16 protein-coding genes are annotated in these 16,639 nt (G+C 64.5%); 11 read left to right on the plus strand and 5 right to left on the minus strand.

Going from position 1 to position 16,639, the window contains the following annotated elements; genetic code table 11:
- Positions 1-44: 44 nt before the first annotated feature.
- The 8 genes from CIT39_RS10530 (at position 45) to CIT39_RS10565 (ending at position 9,070) form a co-directional block, all read left to right on the plus strand.
- Entirely contained in the window at positions 45-1,241 is a 1,197-nt protein-coding gene (locus CIT39_RS10530) for a CaiB/BaiF CoA transferase family protein (protein WP_094975420.1), read from the plus strand.
- A gap of 131 nt (positions 1,242-1,372) precedes the next feature.
- Positions 1,373-2,917 (plus strand): ABC transporter substrate-binding protein, encoded by a 1,545-nt coding sequence (locus CIT39_RS10535; RefSeq protein ID WP_094975419.1) that lies wholly within the window; start codon positions 1,373-1,375, stop codon positions 2,915-2,917.
- Positions 2,918-2,924: 7 nt separating this feature from the next.
- A complete protein-coding gene (locus tag CIT39_RS10540; RefSeq protein ID WP_094975418.1) occupies positions 2,925-3,875 on the plus strand; it encodes an ABC transporter permease in 951 nt (316 codons plus the stop codon).
- Positions 3,862-4,734 carry an ABC transporter permease gene (locus CIT39_RS10545; RefSeq protein ID WP_094975417.1) on the plus strand — a complete coding sequence of 291 codons (873 nt, stop codon included), beginning with the start codon at positions 3,862-3,864 and terminating at the stop codon, positions 4,732-4,734. The genes CIT39_RS10540 and CIT39_RS10545 overlap by 14 nt, the downstream gene beginning before the upstream one ends.
- On the plus strand, positions 4,731-5,723 hold the full coding sequence (locus CIT39_RS10550) for an ABC transporter ATP-binding protein (RefSeq protein ID WP_094975416.1): 993 nt from the start codon (positions 4,731-4,733) through the stop codon (positions 5,721-5,723). Before CIT39_RS10545 ends, CIT39_RS10550 begins: the two co-directional genes overlap by 4 nt.
- Complete coding sequence (locus tag CIT39_RS10555) at positions 5,720-6,691, plus strand: ABC transporter ATP-binding protein (RefSeq protein WP_094975415.1); 972 nt, start codon at positions 5,720-5,722, stop codon at positions 6,689-6,691. The genes CIT39_RS10550 and CIT39_RS10555 overlap by 4 nt, the downstream gene beginning before the upstream one ends.
- Before the next feature lie 76 nt (positions 6,692-6,767).
- Entirely contained in the window at positions 6,768-7,835 is a 1,068-nt protein-coding gene (locus CIT39_RS10560; protein WP_094975834.1) for an alcohol dehydrogenase, read from the plus strand.
- A 155-nt stretch (positions 7,836-7,990) separates the two neighbouring features.
- Positions 7,991-9,070 carry an isocitrate/isopropylmalate dehydrogenase family protein gene (locus CIT39_RS10565; protein ID WP_094975414.1) on the plus strand — a complete coding sequence of 360 codons (1,080 nt, stop codon included), beginning with the start codon at positions 7,991-7,993 and terminating at the stop codon, positions 9,068-9,070.
- Positions 9,071-9,103: 33 nt separating this feature from the next.
- Here the strand turns inward: CIT39_RS10565 and CIT39_RS10570 are convergent, their stop codons facing one another.
- From CIT39_RS10570 to CIT39_RS10585, 4 genes are all read right to left on the minus strand, one after another.
- A complete protein-coding gene (locus tag CIT39_RS10570; protein WP_094975413.1) occupies positions 9,104-9,391 on the minus strand; it encodes a hypothetical protein in 288 nt (95 codons plus the stop codon).
- Between the two features lie 104 nt (positions 9,392-9,495).
- Positions 9,496-10,317 (minus strand): enoyl-CoA hydratase, encoded by an 822-nt coding sequence (locus tag CIT39_RS10575; protein WP_094975412.1) that lies wholly within the window; start codon positions 10,315-10,317, stop codon positions 9,496-9,498.
- Positions 10,318-10,630: 313 nt separating this feature from the next.
- Positions 10,631-11,002: a helix-turn-helix domain-containing protein gene (locus tag CIT39_RS10580; protein WP_014497036.1), complete on the minus strand. Its 372-nt coding sequence runs from the start codon at positions 11,000-11,002 to the stop codon at positions 10,631-10,633.
- Positions 11,003-11,031: 29 nt separating this feature from the next.
- Positions 11,032-12,081, minus strand: coding sequence for a LysR family transcriptional regulator (locus tag CIT39_RS10585; RefSeq protein ID WP_094975411.1), 1,050 nt, complete (start codon positions 12,079-12,081; stop codon positions 11,032-11,034).
- A 486-nt stretch (positions 12,082-12,567) separates the two neighbouring features.
- Between CIT39_RS10585 and CIT39_RS10590 the strand changes: the two genes are divergently transcribed.
- The gene (locus CIT39_RS10590; RefSeq protein ID WP_094975409.1) at positions 12,568-12,834 is read left to right on the plus strand and encodes a hypothetical protein; all 267 of its coding nucleotides are present in this window, start codon (positions 12,568-12,570) and stop codon (positions 12,832-12,834) included.
- Between the two features lie 206 nt (positions 12,835-13,040).
- Entirely contained in the window at positions 13,041-13,772 is a 732-nt protein-coding gene (locus CIT39_RS10595; RefSeq protein WP_094892322.1) for a cytochrome c biogenesis CcdA family protein, read from the plus strand.
- 12 nt (positions 13,773-13,784) lie between these two features.
- Here CIT39_RS10595 and CIT39_RS10600 read toward each other — a convergent pair whose 3' ends face one another.
- Positions 13,785-15,242, minus strand: a complete 1,458-nt coding sequence (locus CIT39_RS10600; protein WP_094975833.1) for a sensor histidine kinase — start codon at positions 15,240-15,242, stop codon at positions 13,785-13,787.
- Positions 15,243-15,608: 366 nt separating this feature from the next.
- On the opposite strand from CIT39_RS10600, the gene CIT39_RS10605 reads away from it, so the two are divergent.
- Positions 15,609-16,607: a TRAP transporter substrate-binding protein gene (locus CIT39_RS10605; protein ID WP_094975408.1), complete on the plus strand. Its 999-nt coding sequence runs from the start codon at positions 15,609-15,611 to the stop codon at positions 16,605-16,607.
- Positions 16,608-16,639: the final 32 nt, after the last annotated feature.

Consider the following 16,639-nt stretch of genomic DNA (forward strand, 5'->3'; position numbering starts at 1 on the left):
GAGAACTTCGAGAGTTCCTAAGAGCCCCAAGGACCTGAGCAGGCATGCAGCTAGCAGATAAGCATGAGGGGACGACGACAAAAGCCTTCGCTGGGCTGCGGGTCCTGGATTTTTCGACAACCATCGCCGGTCCTCACTGCGCGCGGATGCTTGCCGACATGGGCGCCGAGGTCATCAAGATCGAGAGCGACGGCGGCGAGACGATGCGGACCCGGCCACCGTTGCGCAAGGGGTGCAGCACCGCGTTTGGGCAGCTCAATGTCGGCAAGAAGAGCGTGGTGCTCGACCTCAAGTCCGAAGACGGCAAGGAGGCGGTGCGTCGGCTGGCCGCGACCGCCGACATCCTGGTGGAGAATTTCCGCCCCGGCGTGATGCGCCGGTTGCGCCTCGACTACGACAGCATGCGTCAGCTCAACCCGAGACTGATCTATTGCTCGATCTCGGGTTACGGCCAGACCGGCCCCTCGGCCGAGCTGCCGGCCTATGCCCCGGTGATCCATGCCGCCTCCGGCTACGACATGGCGCATCTGGCCTACCAGCCTGGCCGTAGCCGCCCCGATTATTGCGGCATCTATCACGCCGACGTCCTCACCGGCACCTATGGCTTCGGCGCGATCGCGTCCGCGCTCTATCAGCGCAGCGTGACCGGTCTTGGCCAGCACATCGACGTCTCCATGCTGGAATCGATGCTGTCACTGACGCTGACCGAATTGCAGGGCGCGCAATTCGCCGTGAAGCCGCCGCCGCGCCCGATGTTCGGGCCGACCGAGACGGCAAGCGGCTACGTCATGATCACGGTCGCCAGCGAGAAGACGTTCCAGGCCCTGATGCAGGTGATCGGCCGCCCCGAATGGATCTCCGATCCGCGCTTTGCCGCCTATGCCGCGCGCCGCGACAATTGGGCGGAGGTCATGGACGGCGTCGAAACCTGGTCGCGGCAGCTCACGACCGATGCCTGTCTTGTCGCGCTCGGCGCGGCCGGCGTGCCAGCCTCTGCCTATCGCACAGTGTCCGAGGCGCTGGCCGATCCGCAGCTCGCGCATCGGCAGGCGCTCTCATCCGTGCAGGACGAGGGCGGCTCCTTTCAGGTGCTCAACCTGCCGTTCCGGATGTCGGGCGCCGATATCACGCCGGCCAAGACGATGGCCGTGCTCGGCGAGCATACGGACGCGCTGCGCGACGAGATCGGCCTCGCCGAGGATGCGTCAATTCCGACAGGCAAAACTGCCGCGACAGGCTGAACACCATTGTGCCGCACGTGCGGCGTGTGATCTGTCGCGCGTTCCTCTTGCCGTGGCGCGCTTTTGTCGCCAATCTCGCTCCCAGTCATTCAGCGATCCGAAACATCGGACGAGGGATCCCGGGAGGAACCATGACGAAGACAGCTGCTGCGGCGCGTAAACACGCGCCGATTTTCCTTGTTGCGGCATTTGCCCTTCTTCCGCTGGCCGGGCCCGCACAGGCGCAGAAGTCTGGCGGCAGCATCACCGTCGGTCAGGAGCTGGACATTCCGGGCTTCGATCCGCTCAAGGTCGGGGTCTACGACACATCGACCTTCACCGCGGCCGCCGCCATCTTCGACACGCTGACCACGCTCGACGACAAGGGCGAAGCCGCGCCCAAGCTGGCGGTGTCCTGGTCTCACTCCGACGACTACATGACTTGGACTTTCAAGCTGCGCGAGGGCGTGAAATTCCACGACGGCACGCCGTTCAATGCGCAGGCCTTCAAGGAGAATTTCGACCGCCAGAAGGATCCGGCCAACAAGTGTCGCTGCGCCTTCTACATCACCAACGTCAAGGAAGTGCTCGCGCCGGACGACACCACGATCGTGTACAAGCTCACCGATCCCTCGGTGAACCTGCCCGCGGTGATCACCATCCAGAGCCAGAACAACGCGATACACTCGCCGACGGCCTGGAAGACCAGGGGCGACGACTACAACCGCAACCCCGTCGGCACCGGGCCCTACATCCTGAAATCCTGGACCGCCGGCGACCGCATGGTTCTGGAGAAGAATCCCAATTACTGGGACAAGGGCAAGCCTTATCTCGACCGCATCATCCTGAAGCCGCTGCCCGACGCCCAGTCGCGCTTCGCCTCGCTGCAGTCGGGCGAGGCCGACATCATCTGGGATGACGAGGCCGACGCCGACAACATCCTGAAGGCGCAGAAGGACCCCAAGCTCACCGTTCACACCTATAAGGGGTCGGGCGCTGCGGTCTACGCCTTCAACACCAAGGTCGCACCGTTCGACGACGTCCGCGTGCGACAGGCGCTGGTGATGGCGATCGATCGGCCGAAAATGTCACAGGCGATCAGCAACGGCCTGAGCCGGCCCGCCAGCAATCCCTATGGCGACGGCTCCTGGGTCAAATGCAAGGACGACGGCGCGCTGCCGTTCGACGTCGAGAAGGCGAAGGCGCTGATCAAGGACTACGGCAAGCCGGTCGAATTCAAGATGCTGGTGACCGCGACGCCGCGCGGCCGCGTGGTCGGCCAGGTGCTCCAGCAATTCTGGAAGCGTGTCGGGGCCAACATGGAGATCGAGCAGGTCGACCAGGCCACCATTCCGTCGCGCGCCTTCACCCGCCAGTTCCAGATGACGCCGTGGCGCATCGTCGATCTCGCCGATCCCGACCCGCAGATGTACGCGAATTTCCGCACCGGCAGCCCGCTGGCGCTCGCCGGCTTCTCGAATCCCGAGCTCGACAAGCTGCTGGACCACGCGCGCGTCACGGCCGATCTCAGCCAGCGCATCGAGGATTACTGCGCCATAAGCCGCCTGATCAACAAGGAAGCCATCTGGTTCTGGACCTTTCAGAACACCTATTACGCGCTGTCGAGCGCCAGGCTGAAGGGCTTTCCGAAGATCTACAACGGCGTGATCGACGTCTCGAGGACCTGGCTGGAATGACGCCGCGATGCTGAACTTCGTCGTTCGGCGGCTGCTTGCCATCCTCCCGGTTCTGCTTGCCGTCTCGCTGCTGACATTCCTGATCGCCTCGCTGCTGCCGGGCGATCTCGCCCTCGTGATCCTCGGCGATCAGGCGACGCCGGAGAATGTCGCGGCGCTGCGCCGTGACATGGGGCTCGATCAGCCGCTGTGGTGGCGTTATCTGAGCTGGCTCGGCCACGTCCTGCAAGGCGATCTTGGCCGCTCGTTTCGCACCGGGCAGACGGTGTTGCAGGCGGTCGCCGAGCGCATTCCGGTCTCGCTCGAATTGATGCTGATGGCCGAGTTCATCGGGCTGATGATCGGCGTCCCGGTTGCGATCGCCTGCGCGGCGCGTGCCGGCGGTGCGTTCGACCGCGTCATGACCGGCAGTGCTTTTGCCATGCTGTCGATGCCGTCCTTTCTGGTGGCGATCCTCTTGATCTACCTGTTTGCGGTCGAACTGCACTGGCTGCCGGCGACCGGCTATGTGCCGTTCACCGAGGAGCCGCTCAACAATCTGCGCTTCTTCGTGCTGCCGGCGCTGACGCTGGCGCTGGCGGAATGGCCCGGGATCATGCGGGTGCTGCGCTCCGACATGATCGCGACCTTGCAGGAGGACTATATCGCGCTCGCCAAGGCCAAGGGTCTCAAGCCCGCGCGCATCCTGTTCGTGCATGCGCTCAAGCCGTCGTCGCTGACGCTGGTGACGGTCACAGGCATCAATATCGGCCGTCTGCTCGGCGGCACGCTGATCGTGGAGTCGATCTTCGCGCTGCCCGGCATCGGCCGGCTCCTGGTCGGGGCGATCTACACCCGCGACCTCGTCATCCTCCAGGGCGTTGTGCTGCTGGTTGCCTGCGGCTTCGTCATCGTGAATTTCATCGTCGACATGCTCTACGCCGTGCTCGACCCCAGGATCCGCCATGGCCACGCTTGAGCTCTCGATGCAGGAGGAGGCGGCGCCTGTGCCCGCCGGCCGCAAGCGTAGGCTCGGCCTGCTGTTCTGGCTCGCCAGCGCCTGGGTCGCGATCATCCTTTTGCTCGCGATGCTCGCGCCAGTGCTGCCGCTGCAGAACCCTGTAGACATGGACATGCTGGAGCGCCGCGCGGCGTTCTCCACCGAGCATTGGCTCGGCACCGACGGGCTCGGCCGCGACGAGTTCGCCCGGCTGATATTTGGTGCGCGGGTGTCGCTGACGGTCGGGCTGATCGCGCCGATGATCGGCCTCACGCTCGGCGGCGCGCTCGGCCTGCTCGCCGGCTATTTCCGCGGCCGGTTCGAGACGCTGGTGGTCGGCAGCATGGACGTGCTGCTCGCCTTTCCGCCGCTGATCTTCGCGCTCGCCGTCGTTGCCTATCTCGGCCAGTCCATTGCCAACCTCACCTTGATCCTCGGCGTGCTCGGCATTCCCGCCTTCATGCGGGTGGCGCGGGCGGCGACGCTGACGTTGGCGCGGCGGGAATTCGTGATCGCAGCCGAGGCGCTCGGTGCCAGCCATGCGCGCATCCTGTTGCGCGAGCTGTTGCCGAACGTGATCCTGCCGCTGCTGGCCTTCTTCCTGCTCGGAGTTGCCGTCACCATCGTGGTCGAGGGCGCGCTGTCCTTCCTCGGTCTCGGCGTGCCGCCGCCGATGGCGAGCTGGGGCAGCATGATCGGGGAGGGGCGCGAGAGCCTCGACATCGCGCCGCGGCTGGCCTTTCTGCCCGCGGCGGCGCTGTTCCTGACCGTGCTGGCCTTCAATCTGGTCGGCGATACCCTGCGGGCACTGACCGACCCGCGTCAGGGGGCGCTGTGAGCACTCCGCTGCTGACCATCGAAGGCGTCGCGGTCGATCTGCCGACGCCGCGCGGCAATTTGCGTGCCGTCGACCATGTCGATCTGTCGCTCGATGCGGGGCGCACGCTCGGCATCGTCGGCGAATCCGGCTGCGGCAAGACCATGCTGTCGCGTGCGGTGCTTCAGCTCTTGCCGAAGAAGGCAAAGCTCACCGGACGCGTCATGTTCGAGGGACAGGACCTGGTGCGGCTTCCCTCGGAAAGCCTGCGTCGCTTGCGGGGGCGCGAGCTTGCAGTCGTATTCCAGGACCCCATGACCTCGCTCAACCCGGTGCTGACCATCGGCACGCAGCTGATCGAGACGATCCAGGAGCATCTCGAGCTCGATGCTCCGGAGGCACGGAAGCGCAGCATCGAGTTGCTCGCCGCTGTTGGCATCCCCGCGCCGGAGCAGCGGCTCGCACAATATCCGCATCAATGCTCCGGTGGCATGCGCCAACGTATCGCGATCGCGATCGCGCTGTCCTGCGAGCCGAAGCTCTTGATCGCGGACGAGCCGACCACCGCGCTCGACGTGACCATCCAGGCGCAGATCCTCGATCTGCTCGCGCGCGAGCAGCGCCGCCGCCACATGGCCATGATCATCATCACCCACGATCTCGGCGTGGTCGCCGGCCGCGCCGACGAGGTCGCGGTGATGTATGCGGGCAGGGTGGTGGAGCGCGCGCCGACGCGGGCGTTGTTCAAGCGGATGCACATGCCCTACACCGAGGCGCTGTTGGCGGCGATCCCGAAGCTGGAGACCGCGCCGCATACGCCGCTGCCTGCGATCTCCGGCCGCCCGCCCGATCCGACACGGCCGCTGCGTGGCTGCTCCTTCGCACCGCGCTGCCGCTATGCCGCCAGCCGTTGTCATGAGGCCAAGCCCGGCCTGACGAGCGCCGAGATGCCTGATCATCTCTATGCCTGCTTCCACCCGATCCAGATGGCGGAAGGAATCGGCGCATGATGCAGCTTGCCGTGCGCGCCGAGCCGCTCCTGAGCGTCGATAATCTCGTCGTCGAATATGGTCTCGGCAACAAGACGGTGCACGCGGTTTCCGGTGTCAGCCTTGCGGTCGCGCGCGGCGAGACGCTGGGTCTCGTCGGCGAATCCGGCTGCGGCAAGTCGACGCTGGGGCGCGCGGTGCTGCAACTCCGCCGCGCCAAATCCGGCCGCGTGCTGTTCGACGGCGAGGACCTCACCGCGATGGAGGGCGAGGCGCTACGCAGGATGCGCCGCCGCGTGCAGCTCATTTTCCAGGATCCGATTGCCTCGCTCAATCCGCGCCGCCGTATCGGCGACATCGTGGCCGAGCCGCTGATCATTGCCGGCGTCAAGGATGCCGCCGAGCGCAAGCGCAGGGTTCACGAGGTGCTCTCTGCGGTCGGGCTCGATCCTGATCTCGTGGCGGGCCGCCTGCCGCACGAATTCTCGGGCGGGCAGTGCCAGCGCATCTGCATCGCGCGGTCGCTGGTGCTCAACCCCGAGTTCATCGTCTGCGACGAGCCGGTCTCGGCGCTGGACGTCTCCATCCGCGCGCAGATCCTCAATTTGCTGGAGGAGATGAAAGCGCGCTTCGGCCTGACGCTCCTGTTCATCGCGCATGATCTCGCGGTGGTCAAAGCGGTCAGCGACCGCGTCGCGGTGATGTATCTCGGCCGGCTCTGCGAGGTCGGCCCTTCGGAGCAATTGTTCGCAAATCCCGCACATCCCTATACCGGGCTCTTGTTGCAGGCGATCCCGGTGCCCGATCCGGATGTGCGTCCCGCCGAGAGTGTGGCGGCCGGTGAGCCGCCATCCCCGATTGCGCCGCCGTCCGGCTGCCGCTTCCGCACCCGCTGTCCGCGCGCCGACCAGCGATGCAGCGCGGAGATACCGGAGTTGCGCGAAGTCGCACCCGGCCAGTTCGCGGCTTGCCATCATCCGCTGGCCTGAACTAAGACCGGTTTGTCTCGCCCTGCCGGCCATGGCATGGTGGCGCGGCGACAAGAAGCATGCCGGGAGGACGCCGATGAAGAGTTTCAAGGTTGCCGATTTCAAGGCGCCGCTGCAAGAGTTCGACGAGGCCACGCCGCAGCCGTCCGGCACGCAGGTGCTGATCAAGGTGAAGGCGGCCGGCGTCTGCCACAGCGACCTCCACATCTGGGAAGGCGGCTACGATCTCGGCCATGGCCGCAAGCCATTGTCGTTGAAGGACCGCGGCATCAATCTCCCGCTGACCATGGGGCACGAGACGGTCGGCGAAATCCTGGCGTTCGGTCCCGACGTGAAATCGACCGACCAGGGCGACCTCAAGCTCGGCGATGTCGGCCTCGTCTATCCCTGGATCGGTTGCGGCAAGTGTGCGACGTGCCTGGCCGGCGATGAGAATATGTGCCTGACGCCGCGCTCGCTCGGCGTTTATTGCGACGGCGGCTATTCCGACCACATGCTGGTGCCGCATCCGCGCTACCTGCTTAACCTGAAAGGGCTCGATCCCGCGACGACCGCGCCTTATGCCTGTTCGGGTGTCACCACCTACAGTGCGCTGAAGAAGGTCGAGCAGCATTTCGACACCCCGATCGTGATGTTCGGCGCCGGCGGTCTCGGCCTGATGGCGCTGACGCTGCTCAAGGCGATGGGCGGCAAGGGCGCGGTCATGGTCGATATCGATGCCAGGAAGCGCGAGGCTGCGGAAAAGGCCGGCGCGCTCGCCACCGTCGATCCCAAGGCGCCGGATGCGCTGGAGCAGTTGGCGAAAAAGGTGGGCGGGCCGATCCGCGCCGTGATCGACCTCGTCGGCAACGCCGCGACGACGCAACTTGGATTCGACTGCCTGACCAAGGGCGGCAAGCTCGTCATCGTCGGCCTGTTCGGCGGCGGCGCGACCTGGGCGCTGCCGCTGATTCCGATCAAGGCGATCACGATCCAGGGCAGCTATGTCGGCAACCTGCGCGAGACGCAGGAACTGCTCGATCTCGTTCGCGCCAAGAAGGTGCCGCCGATCCCGGTGACGACGGCTCCGCTCGCCAAGGCCAACGAGGCGCTGGTGCAATTGCAGCAGGGCGCGGTGGTCGGGCGCACGGTGCTGACGCCGTAGCAACGGTTCTCTCCGCGGTCATTGCGAACGCAGCGAAGCAATCCAGAAATCCCTCCGCGGAGTCTGGATTGCTTCGTCGCATCAGCGCAAGATTGCTACGCAATCTTGTCGCGAGTTCCTCGCAATGACGACTAACCCCTTCCTCGAGGCCTCCCATGTCCGCAAACAACGCCTTCCACATTGCCGTGCTCGCCGGTGACGGTATCGGTCCCGAAGTCATGGCGCCGGCCGTCGAGGTGCTGCGCAAGATCGAGCAAAAATCGGATCTGCGCTTCCGCTTCACCGAGGCGCCGGCCGGCGCCAACAATTATCTCGCCACCGGCAAATCGATGCCTGACTCGACCATCAAGCTGTGCGAGGAGGCCGATGCCATCCTGCTCGGGGCCTGCGGCCTGCCGTCGGTGCGCTACCCCGACAATACCGAGATCGCACCGCAGATCGAGCTGCGTTTCATCTTCGATCTCTATGCCGGCGTGCGACCCGCGCGGCTCATTCCAGGCGTGCCGAGTCCGATCGTCGGCGCCGACCGGCGCGGCATCGATCTCGTCGTGATCCGGGAATCGACCGAAGGGCTGTTCGCGTCGATGGGCAAGGGCGTCGTCACCCATGAGGACGCGCGCGAGACCATGGTGATCACGCGCAGGACCTCCGAGCGCCTGTTCGAATTCTCGTTTCGCCTCGCCGAGCGGCGCAAGGCGCGCGGCAAGCCGGGCGCGCTCACCTGCGTCGACAAGGCGAATGTGTTCAAGGCGTTCGCGTTCTTCCGCGGCATTTTCGACGAGATTGAAAAGAAGCATCCGGAAGTGAAGACCGATCGGCTCTATGTCGACGCCTGCTCGGCCATGCTGGTGAAGCGTCCCTGGGATTTCGACGTCATGGTGATGGAGAACATGTTCGGCGACATCGTCTCCGACATCACCGCGAGCCTGATCGGCGGCCTCGGCATGGCGCCGTCGGCCGACATCGGCGACAAATACGCCGTGTTCCAGCCCTGCCACGGCACCGCGCCTGACATCATGGGGCAGGGCAAGGCCAATCCGACCGGCATGATCCTGTCGGCGGCGATGATGCTGGATTGGCTCGCCGACAAGCACGGCGTCGAGAGCGCGGCGGAGGCCGGCGAGACGATCGAGCGTGCGGTGGATCAGGTCTATGCCGGCGGCATCAAGCCGATGGAGTTCGGCGGCAGCAACGGCACGGCGGATATCACCAAGGCGGTGCTTGCGGCGCTGTAGTCAAAGAAAAGGGGCCCGCAGGCCCCTTTGTGTTCACCAGCGGCGCCAATGGTGATGGCGGTGACCCCAGCCCCACGGACGCGGGCCGTAGAAACGTCGCGGGCCGCCATAATAGCCGTAGGCGCCATAATAGTTCGGGCGCCAGAAGCAGCGGCCCCAGGGGTTGCAGACCCAGCGCACCTGATCGACGTCAGCAGCCGGACCCTTTGCAAGCTGGTCCGCCTGCGGAATGCCGTTCGGCATTGCTGCGAACGCCGAGCCCGAAGCGAGCGCCGCACCGGCCAAGGCAGCCAGGCCGAGAACAGCAAGCTTAAGTTTCATCGCAATCTCCCTCGTTGGTGGCGAGAGAACCTGCGGCGGATCAACTGGTTGCTATCTAGTTGCGGCCGCACGCGGATTTAATCTTCCTGAATGAAGGTTCAGATTCAGCGCCCCTGGAAATTGGGTCTGCGTTTCTCCATGAAGGCTTGCCGACCTTCGCGGAAATCGGCGCTGTCCATGCAGGCATTGCCGATCGCCTTGATCGCCTCCATGTCGCGCCGGCTCTCGTCCTTCAGTACCTGCGCGATGGTGATCTTGGCGGCCTTGATTGCGAGCGGGGCATTCTCGGAGATGGTCTGGGCGATCGTCATCGTCTCGCCCCAGAGCTCATCGACCGGAAACACGCGCTCGACGAGACCGATGCGCAGCGCCTCCGCGGAATCGATGCGCATGCCCGTGTACATCAGAAGCCGCGCCCAGGACGGGCCGACGAGCGACACCAGATGCTTCAAGCCGTCATAGCCATAGGCGATGCCGAGCTTTGCGGCGGGAATGCCGAACTGGCTGCCATGCGAGGCGAGGCGGATGTCAGCAAGCATGGCAACCTGCATGCCGCCGCCGAGGCAATAGCCGTCGATGCAGGCGATGGTCGGCTTGGGATAGTCGGCCAGCATTGCGCGCTGGGCGGCGCTGCGCCTGGCATATTCCTCGGACGCCGCCGCGTTATGGCGCGTCTTCTCGAACTGGCTGATGTCGGCCCCGGAGACGAACGCCTTGCCGCCGGCACCGCGCAGGATCACGACGCGCACCGTCTCGTCATCGCGCAAGGCCGTCAGCGCCTCGCCAAATCCCTCCCACATCTCCAGCGACATTGCGTTGCGCCTGTCGGGATTGTTGAAGGTGATCACGCCGACGCCATTGGCTGCGTGCTTGAGGATCCTGCCGTCGGCGTAAGGTGTTTCGATCGTGCTGGAAATGTCGGGCATCGCGCGCTCGCTTGTCGTTTGGCAAGGTGCAATGTGCGGCGGGGGCGTTACCGCGGTCAACGGCGGCAGGCGAGGTGGCTTGCATCCGCCTGTGCCGCTATTGCATGGCGGCCGTGCCGGGACGTTCGCAAGACGGGAACCAATGGCAACAAAAAGGGGCGGTCGGACCGCCCCTACAAGCAAAGGTCCCACGCGGAAAGCGCGCGGGCGAGGACGGACGCAAGAACATGCAATCCGGGTCTCGTCAATCCGGCCGCGCCCCCGTGGCGCGGCGGATTGAAGGTCGGTCGTAAAGACAGACCGTCGACCGACCTCAGGCTTCGTTCGCCGCGATCGATTCCATCAGCGAGACGAGCTGACGTTGCACCGTCTGATCCTTGATCTTGCTGTAGGCGCGCAGCAGGCGGAGGCTGAACGCGCTATCAAGGAACAGGAGGCTCTCGACTTCGCGGGCCTTGTTGTCGCCGTCGTAGAAGAAGGTCACGGGCACATCGAGAGCGGTGGCGATCTGCTGAAGCCGAGCCGCGCCGACGCGATTGACGCCCTTCTCGTATTTCTGGACCTGCTGGAAACTGACGCCGAGCTTCTCGCCGAGTTCGGCCTGCGAGATCTTCATCTCGACACGCCGCAGACGGATCCGTTTGCCCAGCTCGATGTCCGGCTTGCCGGCACTGCGCTGCTTCATTCTTTTCGCCGCTGCTTTCATCTTCGTTTTCACCTTTGTTCTTCGGTTGAAAATCCCCCGAAGAGCTGGGTCAGGGGTTCGCCCATATACGAGTCCTTGAATTCATGCGGGTGCACGAACTCTTCCTTAAACCACGGGAAGCGAGCCGGACTGAAAGCTTCGATCAGCCAATCAATCATGTGCCGCACGCGCGGAATACGGCCGCTACCGGGATGGTAGGACAACCAGATATCCAGCGGTCGGTTCAACTCGACCTCCAGTGGAATCAACTTCCCGCCAAGCGCGATGGCGTAGCTTGGGAAGACGCCGATGCCGGCGCCATTCGCAACCGCCCAGTAGTTGGCGCTTGAGACGTTGGTCTTCATGACCAGAAGGTCACGTTCCGATACGCCGGGAAAGAAGCTCTCGAAGGTTTCCTTGGCGGCGAGCTGATCGGCGAATTGCAGCACCAGGCGATGCTTGATCAATTCCGCCGCCGTGCGCGGCGCGCCATGCTTCTCGATGTATTTCTCCGAGGCCCAGAACATCAGATGCATGCGGCCGAGCCGCACCAGCTTGATGTCGAGCGCCGAGGGACGCAACAGATGGATCGCGACGTCGGCCTCGTGGCGCGAGACGTCGGCCGAGCGCATTGCGCAATGCAGGTCGACCAGGATCTTCGGATAGGCCTGCTGGAATTCAACCAGGCGCGGGGCGAGCCAGAACGTGCCGAGCCCCTCGGTGACGGCGACCCGCACCTCGCCGGACAGGGCGTTGGCCATCGAATCGCTGGCGCGCAGCACATCGAAGGTGGCGGCCTCCATGCGCTCGACGGCGGACACCACCAGAGCGCCTTCATCGGTCAGATGGGTGCCGTGGACGTCGCGGGTGAACAGTGTGGTGCCGGTCTGGCGCTCGAAATCGTCGATTCGCCGGCGCACGGCGTTGATCGACAGCGACAAGCGCTCGGCCGCCGACCGGAAACTTCCGCATCGGACGACTTCGAGGAATATACGGGCGGCATCCCAATCCGAGAGGCCGCTGAGATTTGTCTTTGGGCGTTCCGCCAGAGGAACGCCCCTTTCCGCCAAGGAGTGCATACAAGTCCCTTCGGGTCGCTAAACTGGCAGAATCTGGCGCAAACCACAACCACTGCGGGTTGGGGGATGATGAGTTTTGAACCATCATCCTTACTACCTTGTGGGTGGTATTTAGATGCTGCCATGGGCTGGGGAATCGGGTGGATTATTCGCCCGCAAGAGGGGTTGTAGCGTGAGTTCCGTTGCGAGCCGTGAAATGGCTGCGGGATTGCAGGCGCTGTCCGCAATGAATGTCGTTGCGCGCGAGCCGGCATCGGGTCTCGCGATGGATCCATCACAATGCGCCACGCGTTCGCTTGAGGACGGCTTCGAAAACAGCCGCCGGCGTTGCGCGGCAATGCTGGCTGAAGTCGCGGTTCCACAGCAGAAACGCGCTGGAATCAGGTTCGGAGGCGCAGTGGCCTCATGGTATCCTCAGAACTCAATGGGGGCCGAAGAGATCGTCCCAATCACGTCCCGCAGGCCGAATTAACGGAAAGAACGCCGGTGTCGCATTCAGACGAACAGTTGCAGTCGGTGCTGGAAACGCTCGAGGGGTGCCGCAGGGTTCTCAACGCGTGCGACAGCCGTGAGTCGGCCGAGCTGCTCTCCATTGTCATCCTCGACGTCAGGATGAAGCTCAAAGGAATTGACAGTGCCGATCTCAAGGCACTGTGCGACGAAATGCTGCGGAGCGCCGCGAGCGTGCCGCCGTCCCCTTCCAAGCAGACGCAGGACCAGCCCCGGCGTCCGCTGCTCCGCGTGGTGAAGTAGCCGCGCCGCCGAATCTCGCTTTTTGGCGAGGTTTGTGCGCGTCCCGATGCCGCATCTGTGATCGCAGGCGGCATCGGGAGGAGCCCTGGTTTCGTGCGCCTCTGTTGCGCATTCTCCGGCATCGGTTACACCAGAGCCGGTTCGGCTTCGGGCCGCGCGCATTCCCGGCGCGCTTCACCGGCGCCTGAGATGGCTCAGACGGCATCATGCAAAATGTTTCGATCCCGGCGGCGCTGATTGCCGGCCTCGTCAGCTTCCTCTCGCCTTGCGTCCTGCCCCTGGTCCCGCCCTATCTGATCTATCTGACGGGCGCCACGATCGAGCACGTCGAGAGCGACGAGCCGGCCTCGGCCTCCAAGCGCGCGATCATGATGTCGGCGCTGCTGTTCGTTCTCGGCTTCTCCACGGTTTTCGTCGCGCTCGGCGCCAGCGCCTCGCTGGTCGGCGGGCTGATTCGCGCCTGGTCGGCGGAGCTGTCGATCCTCGCCGGCATCGTCATCATCATCATGGGCCTGCACTTCCTGGGCCTGACGCGCATCGGCCTGTTGATGCGCGAGGGACGGCTGCCGATCCCGAAGCCGGTCGGTCTCTGGGGCGCCTATATCATGGGGCTCGCTTTCGCGTTCGGCTGGACGCCCTGCATCGGCCCGATCCTCGCCGCGATCCTGTCGATCGCCGCCGCTGAGACCACGGTGACGAAGGGCGCAGGGCTGCTCGCGGTCTATTCCGCCGGTCTCGGCATTCCCTTCCTGATCGCTGCTTTGATGATCGAGCAGTTCTCCGCGCTTTTCGCGCGCATGAAGGGCCATCTCGTCAATGTCGAGCGCGCCATGGGCGTCCTGATGGTGATCACCGGCATCGGCTTTCTCACCGGCGCAGTCTCGAATGTGAGCATCTGGCTGCTGGAGACGTTCCCGGCGCTGCAGACCATCGGGTAGGGCGCGTCCCGTTCACCGCGTCTCGTCCAGCGCGCAGACCACGGTGCAGACCACGCCGCGCGGCAGGAAGTCGACGGTGGCCTCGCCGCCGAGCTGGTCGCGGGCGCTGCGCTCGATCAGGCGTGAGCCGAAGCCGCGCTGCACCGGTGCCGTCACCGGCGGTCCGCCGGTCTCGGTCCAGACCAGGCGCAGCCTCGGTTTCGGGGCATCGGCGAGGATCTCCCAATCCAGCGTCACCCGCCCGGTCTCGTTGGACAGCGCACCATATTTCGCTGCGTTGGTGGCGATCTCGTGGACGATCATCGACAGCACCACGGCGAGTCGCGGCGACAATGGCACGGCGGGTCCGGCCATGCGGATGCGGTCGGGACCGTTCATCAGGAACGGCTGCAGCGCGCGGGCGATCACCTCCCGCAGCTCGGAGCCCGCCCATTTCTCCTGGCTCAGCAGATTATGCGCTTCGGCCAGTGCGCCGAGCCGCCCCTCGAACTTCATCCGTTCGTCCCGGCTGGCACTGCGGAAGGTCTGCACAGCGATCGCCTGCATCAAGGCCAGCGTATTCTTGACCCGGTGGTTGAGTTCATCGATCAAGAGATTGTGCAGCATCTCGCCGCGCGCGATCGTGGTCGCCATCCTGACCGCGAAGGTGAGGCCGGTCAGCAGCAGGATGCCGCCGATCAGGCTCGTGATCGCGATGTTGCGCCAGAGCGGCGCGATCAGCGAGCTCTCGGGGACGCCGGCCACGACCGTCCAGCCCGTCAGGCTCGACCTGGTAAAGGCAGAGGACAGCGCCACCCCGTCGAGCGAGACGCTCGAAAGGGCGGCTTCTGACGTGCGAGTCATTGCATCCTTGAGTACGCCGGAGGCCCGCTTGCCGATCATCTCGCTCGGGTTCGGTACGCGCGCGAAGACGACGCTCTTGGTGTCGAGCAGGGATACGGTCCAGACTTGGTCCGGGCGTTGCTTCTCGACAAGCCCCTGAAAGATGCTGATCGGCGGGCTGAAACAGAGGTCGTAGATCACCTCGCCGTCGCGAAATACCGGAACCTCGACGGTGAGCTCCTGCCGGCCGTTGATCGCGCCGATGAACAGGTCGGAATATTGCGGCGTTTTCCTTGCAAATACTCTTTCGATTGTCTCGAGATTGCCGCGTGGCGGCAGGCTTGCGGTGTCTTCCGTTGCGGAAGAGAACAACAGCCGACCCTCGCGATCGGAGATCAGCACCAGGCCGCCTTTGCCATATTGCTCGACGAAACCGAGCGCGATGCGGCGGAAGTTTTGGAAGTCGTCGTTGCGCAGCGCATTGGTCAACGCGAGCACCTGCAGGCCGCCGGTCATCCGCTGTACCTCGGAGTCCAGTACGAGGCGCATGCTGCGCACGTTCTCCAGCACGCGGCGGGTCGCGTCGCTCCGGTCCTGCTTGTAGTTGTAGAAGACAATGCCAACCGCGAAGACGATCAGCGGCAACATCGTTCCCGTGACCAGAAGAGCGAGGCGGACCGGCAGGGTGAGCTTTGACAAACGTGAACTTCCCGGCGCCGACGCGACGGCGCCGGACAAACGAAGCATAGAGCAGCGGCTCCATTGTGCCACGGCACAATTGGTCATGGACCGGCGCTCCGGGAGAGTGACGAGGTGAAGGTTGCGGTGCAGCAGATGGCATGAGCGCGGGTCCTGCGTCGAACTGTATCAGCGGCGGGCTCATCATTGCCGGACCGCGCATCCGAATCCGGCTTCCGTCCCGCCGCGGATTTTCATACGCTTGCCTCTCGCAAGCCGCATACCGGCTGCGCTCACGGCCCGACGACAGGGCCGGGGCATCAAAGGGAGGGGACGATGAAGCGAAGGTCATTTCTCGCTGGGTTCGGTGCGACCACCGCGGCGGCTGTGGTCGGCATGCCCTCGATCCTCAGGGCGCAGGCGCCGATCACGCTCAACGGAGCCGTGCAGTTCAACGACGACCACGCCTTCAATCGGGCACTGCTCCGGTTCGAGGAGCTGGTGAAGAAGTATTACGGCAAGCCCGTCAACTTCACCCTGCACAGGAACTCATCGCTCGGCCTCGAGAAGCAGTATTTCGAATACATGTCGCAGGGCAAGGCGGTCGATTACGGCATCGTCTCGCCGGCCCATATGTCGACCTTCGCAAAGGCGGCCCCGTTCATCGACGCACCCTTCGTGTTCAAGGGCATCGAGCATATGAACAAGGTCGTCGAGGCCAATATCCTGGCGCCGATCGCCGACGAAGTCGCGGCGAAAGCCGAGGTCGTCCTGATCGGTTATTCCGGCGGCGGCATCCGCAACATCTTCGCCAACAAGCCGCTCAAGAATCTCGCCGATCTCAAGGGTCTCAAGGTTCGGGTGCAGGGCGCGCCGATCTGGTCGAAGACTTTTGCGGCGGTGGGCATGAGCCCGACGGTGATCGCCTATAACGAAATCTACAACGCGATCCAGAACGGCGTGATTTCGGCCGGCGAAAACGAGGCGGCCGGCGTCGAAGCGATGAAGTTCTACGAAGTGGCCCCGCATCTCAACCTGACCCAGCACGCCGTGTCGATCCGGCCGATCTGCTTCTCGGTGAAGACGCTGAAGACCTTGCCGAAGGAGCTGCAGGACGCGATCATGAAGGCCGGCAAGGAGGCCGGCGACTACGGCCGTCAGCTCGAGTCGAGCGAAGAGGTCGTCAAGCTCGATACGCTCGAGAAGGCCGGCAAGCTCAAGCGCGTTCCCTTCGAGGAGCGGGACGCCATGAAGAAGCTCGCCGACCCCGTGATGGCCACCTACGCCAAGGAAATCGGCGCGGAGGGCATTTTCGAGAAGATCAACGTCGTCTGAGGCCTTTGCGTCCGCCGACAGCAACTCCGGGC

The sequence above is a fragment of the Bradyrhizobium symbiodeficiens genome (assembly GCF_002266465.3).
GTDB lineage: Bacteria > Pseudomonadota > Alphaproteobacteria > Rhizobiales > Xanthobacteraceae > Bradyrhizobium > Bradyrhizobium symbiodeficiens.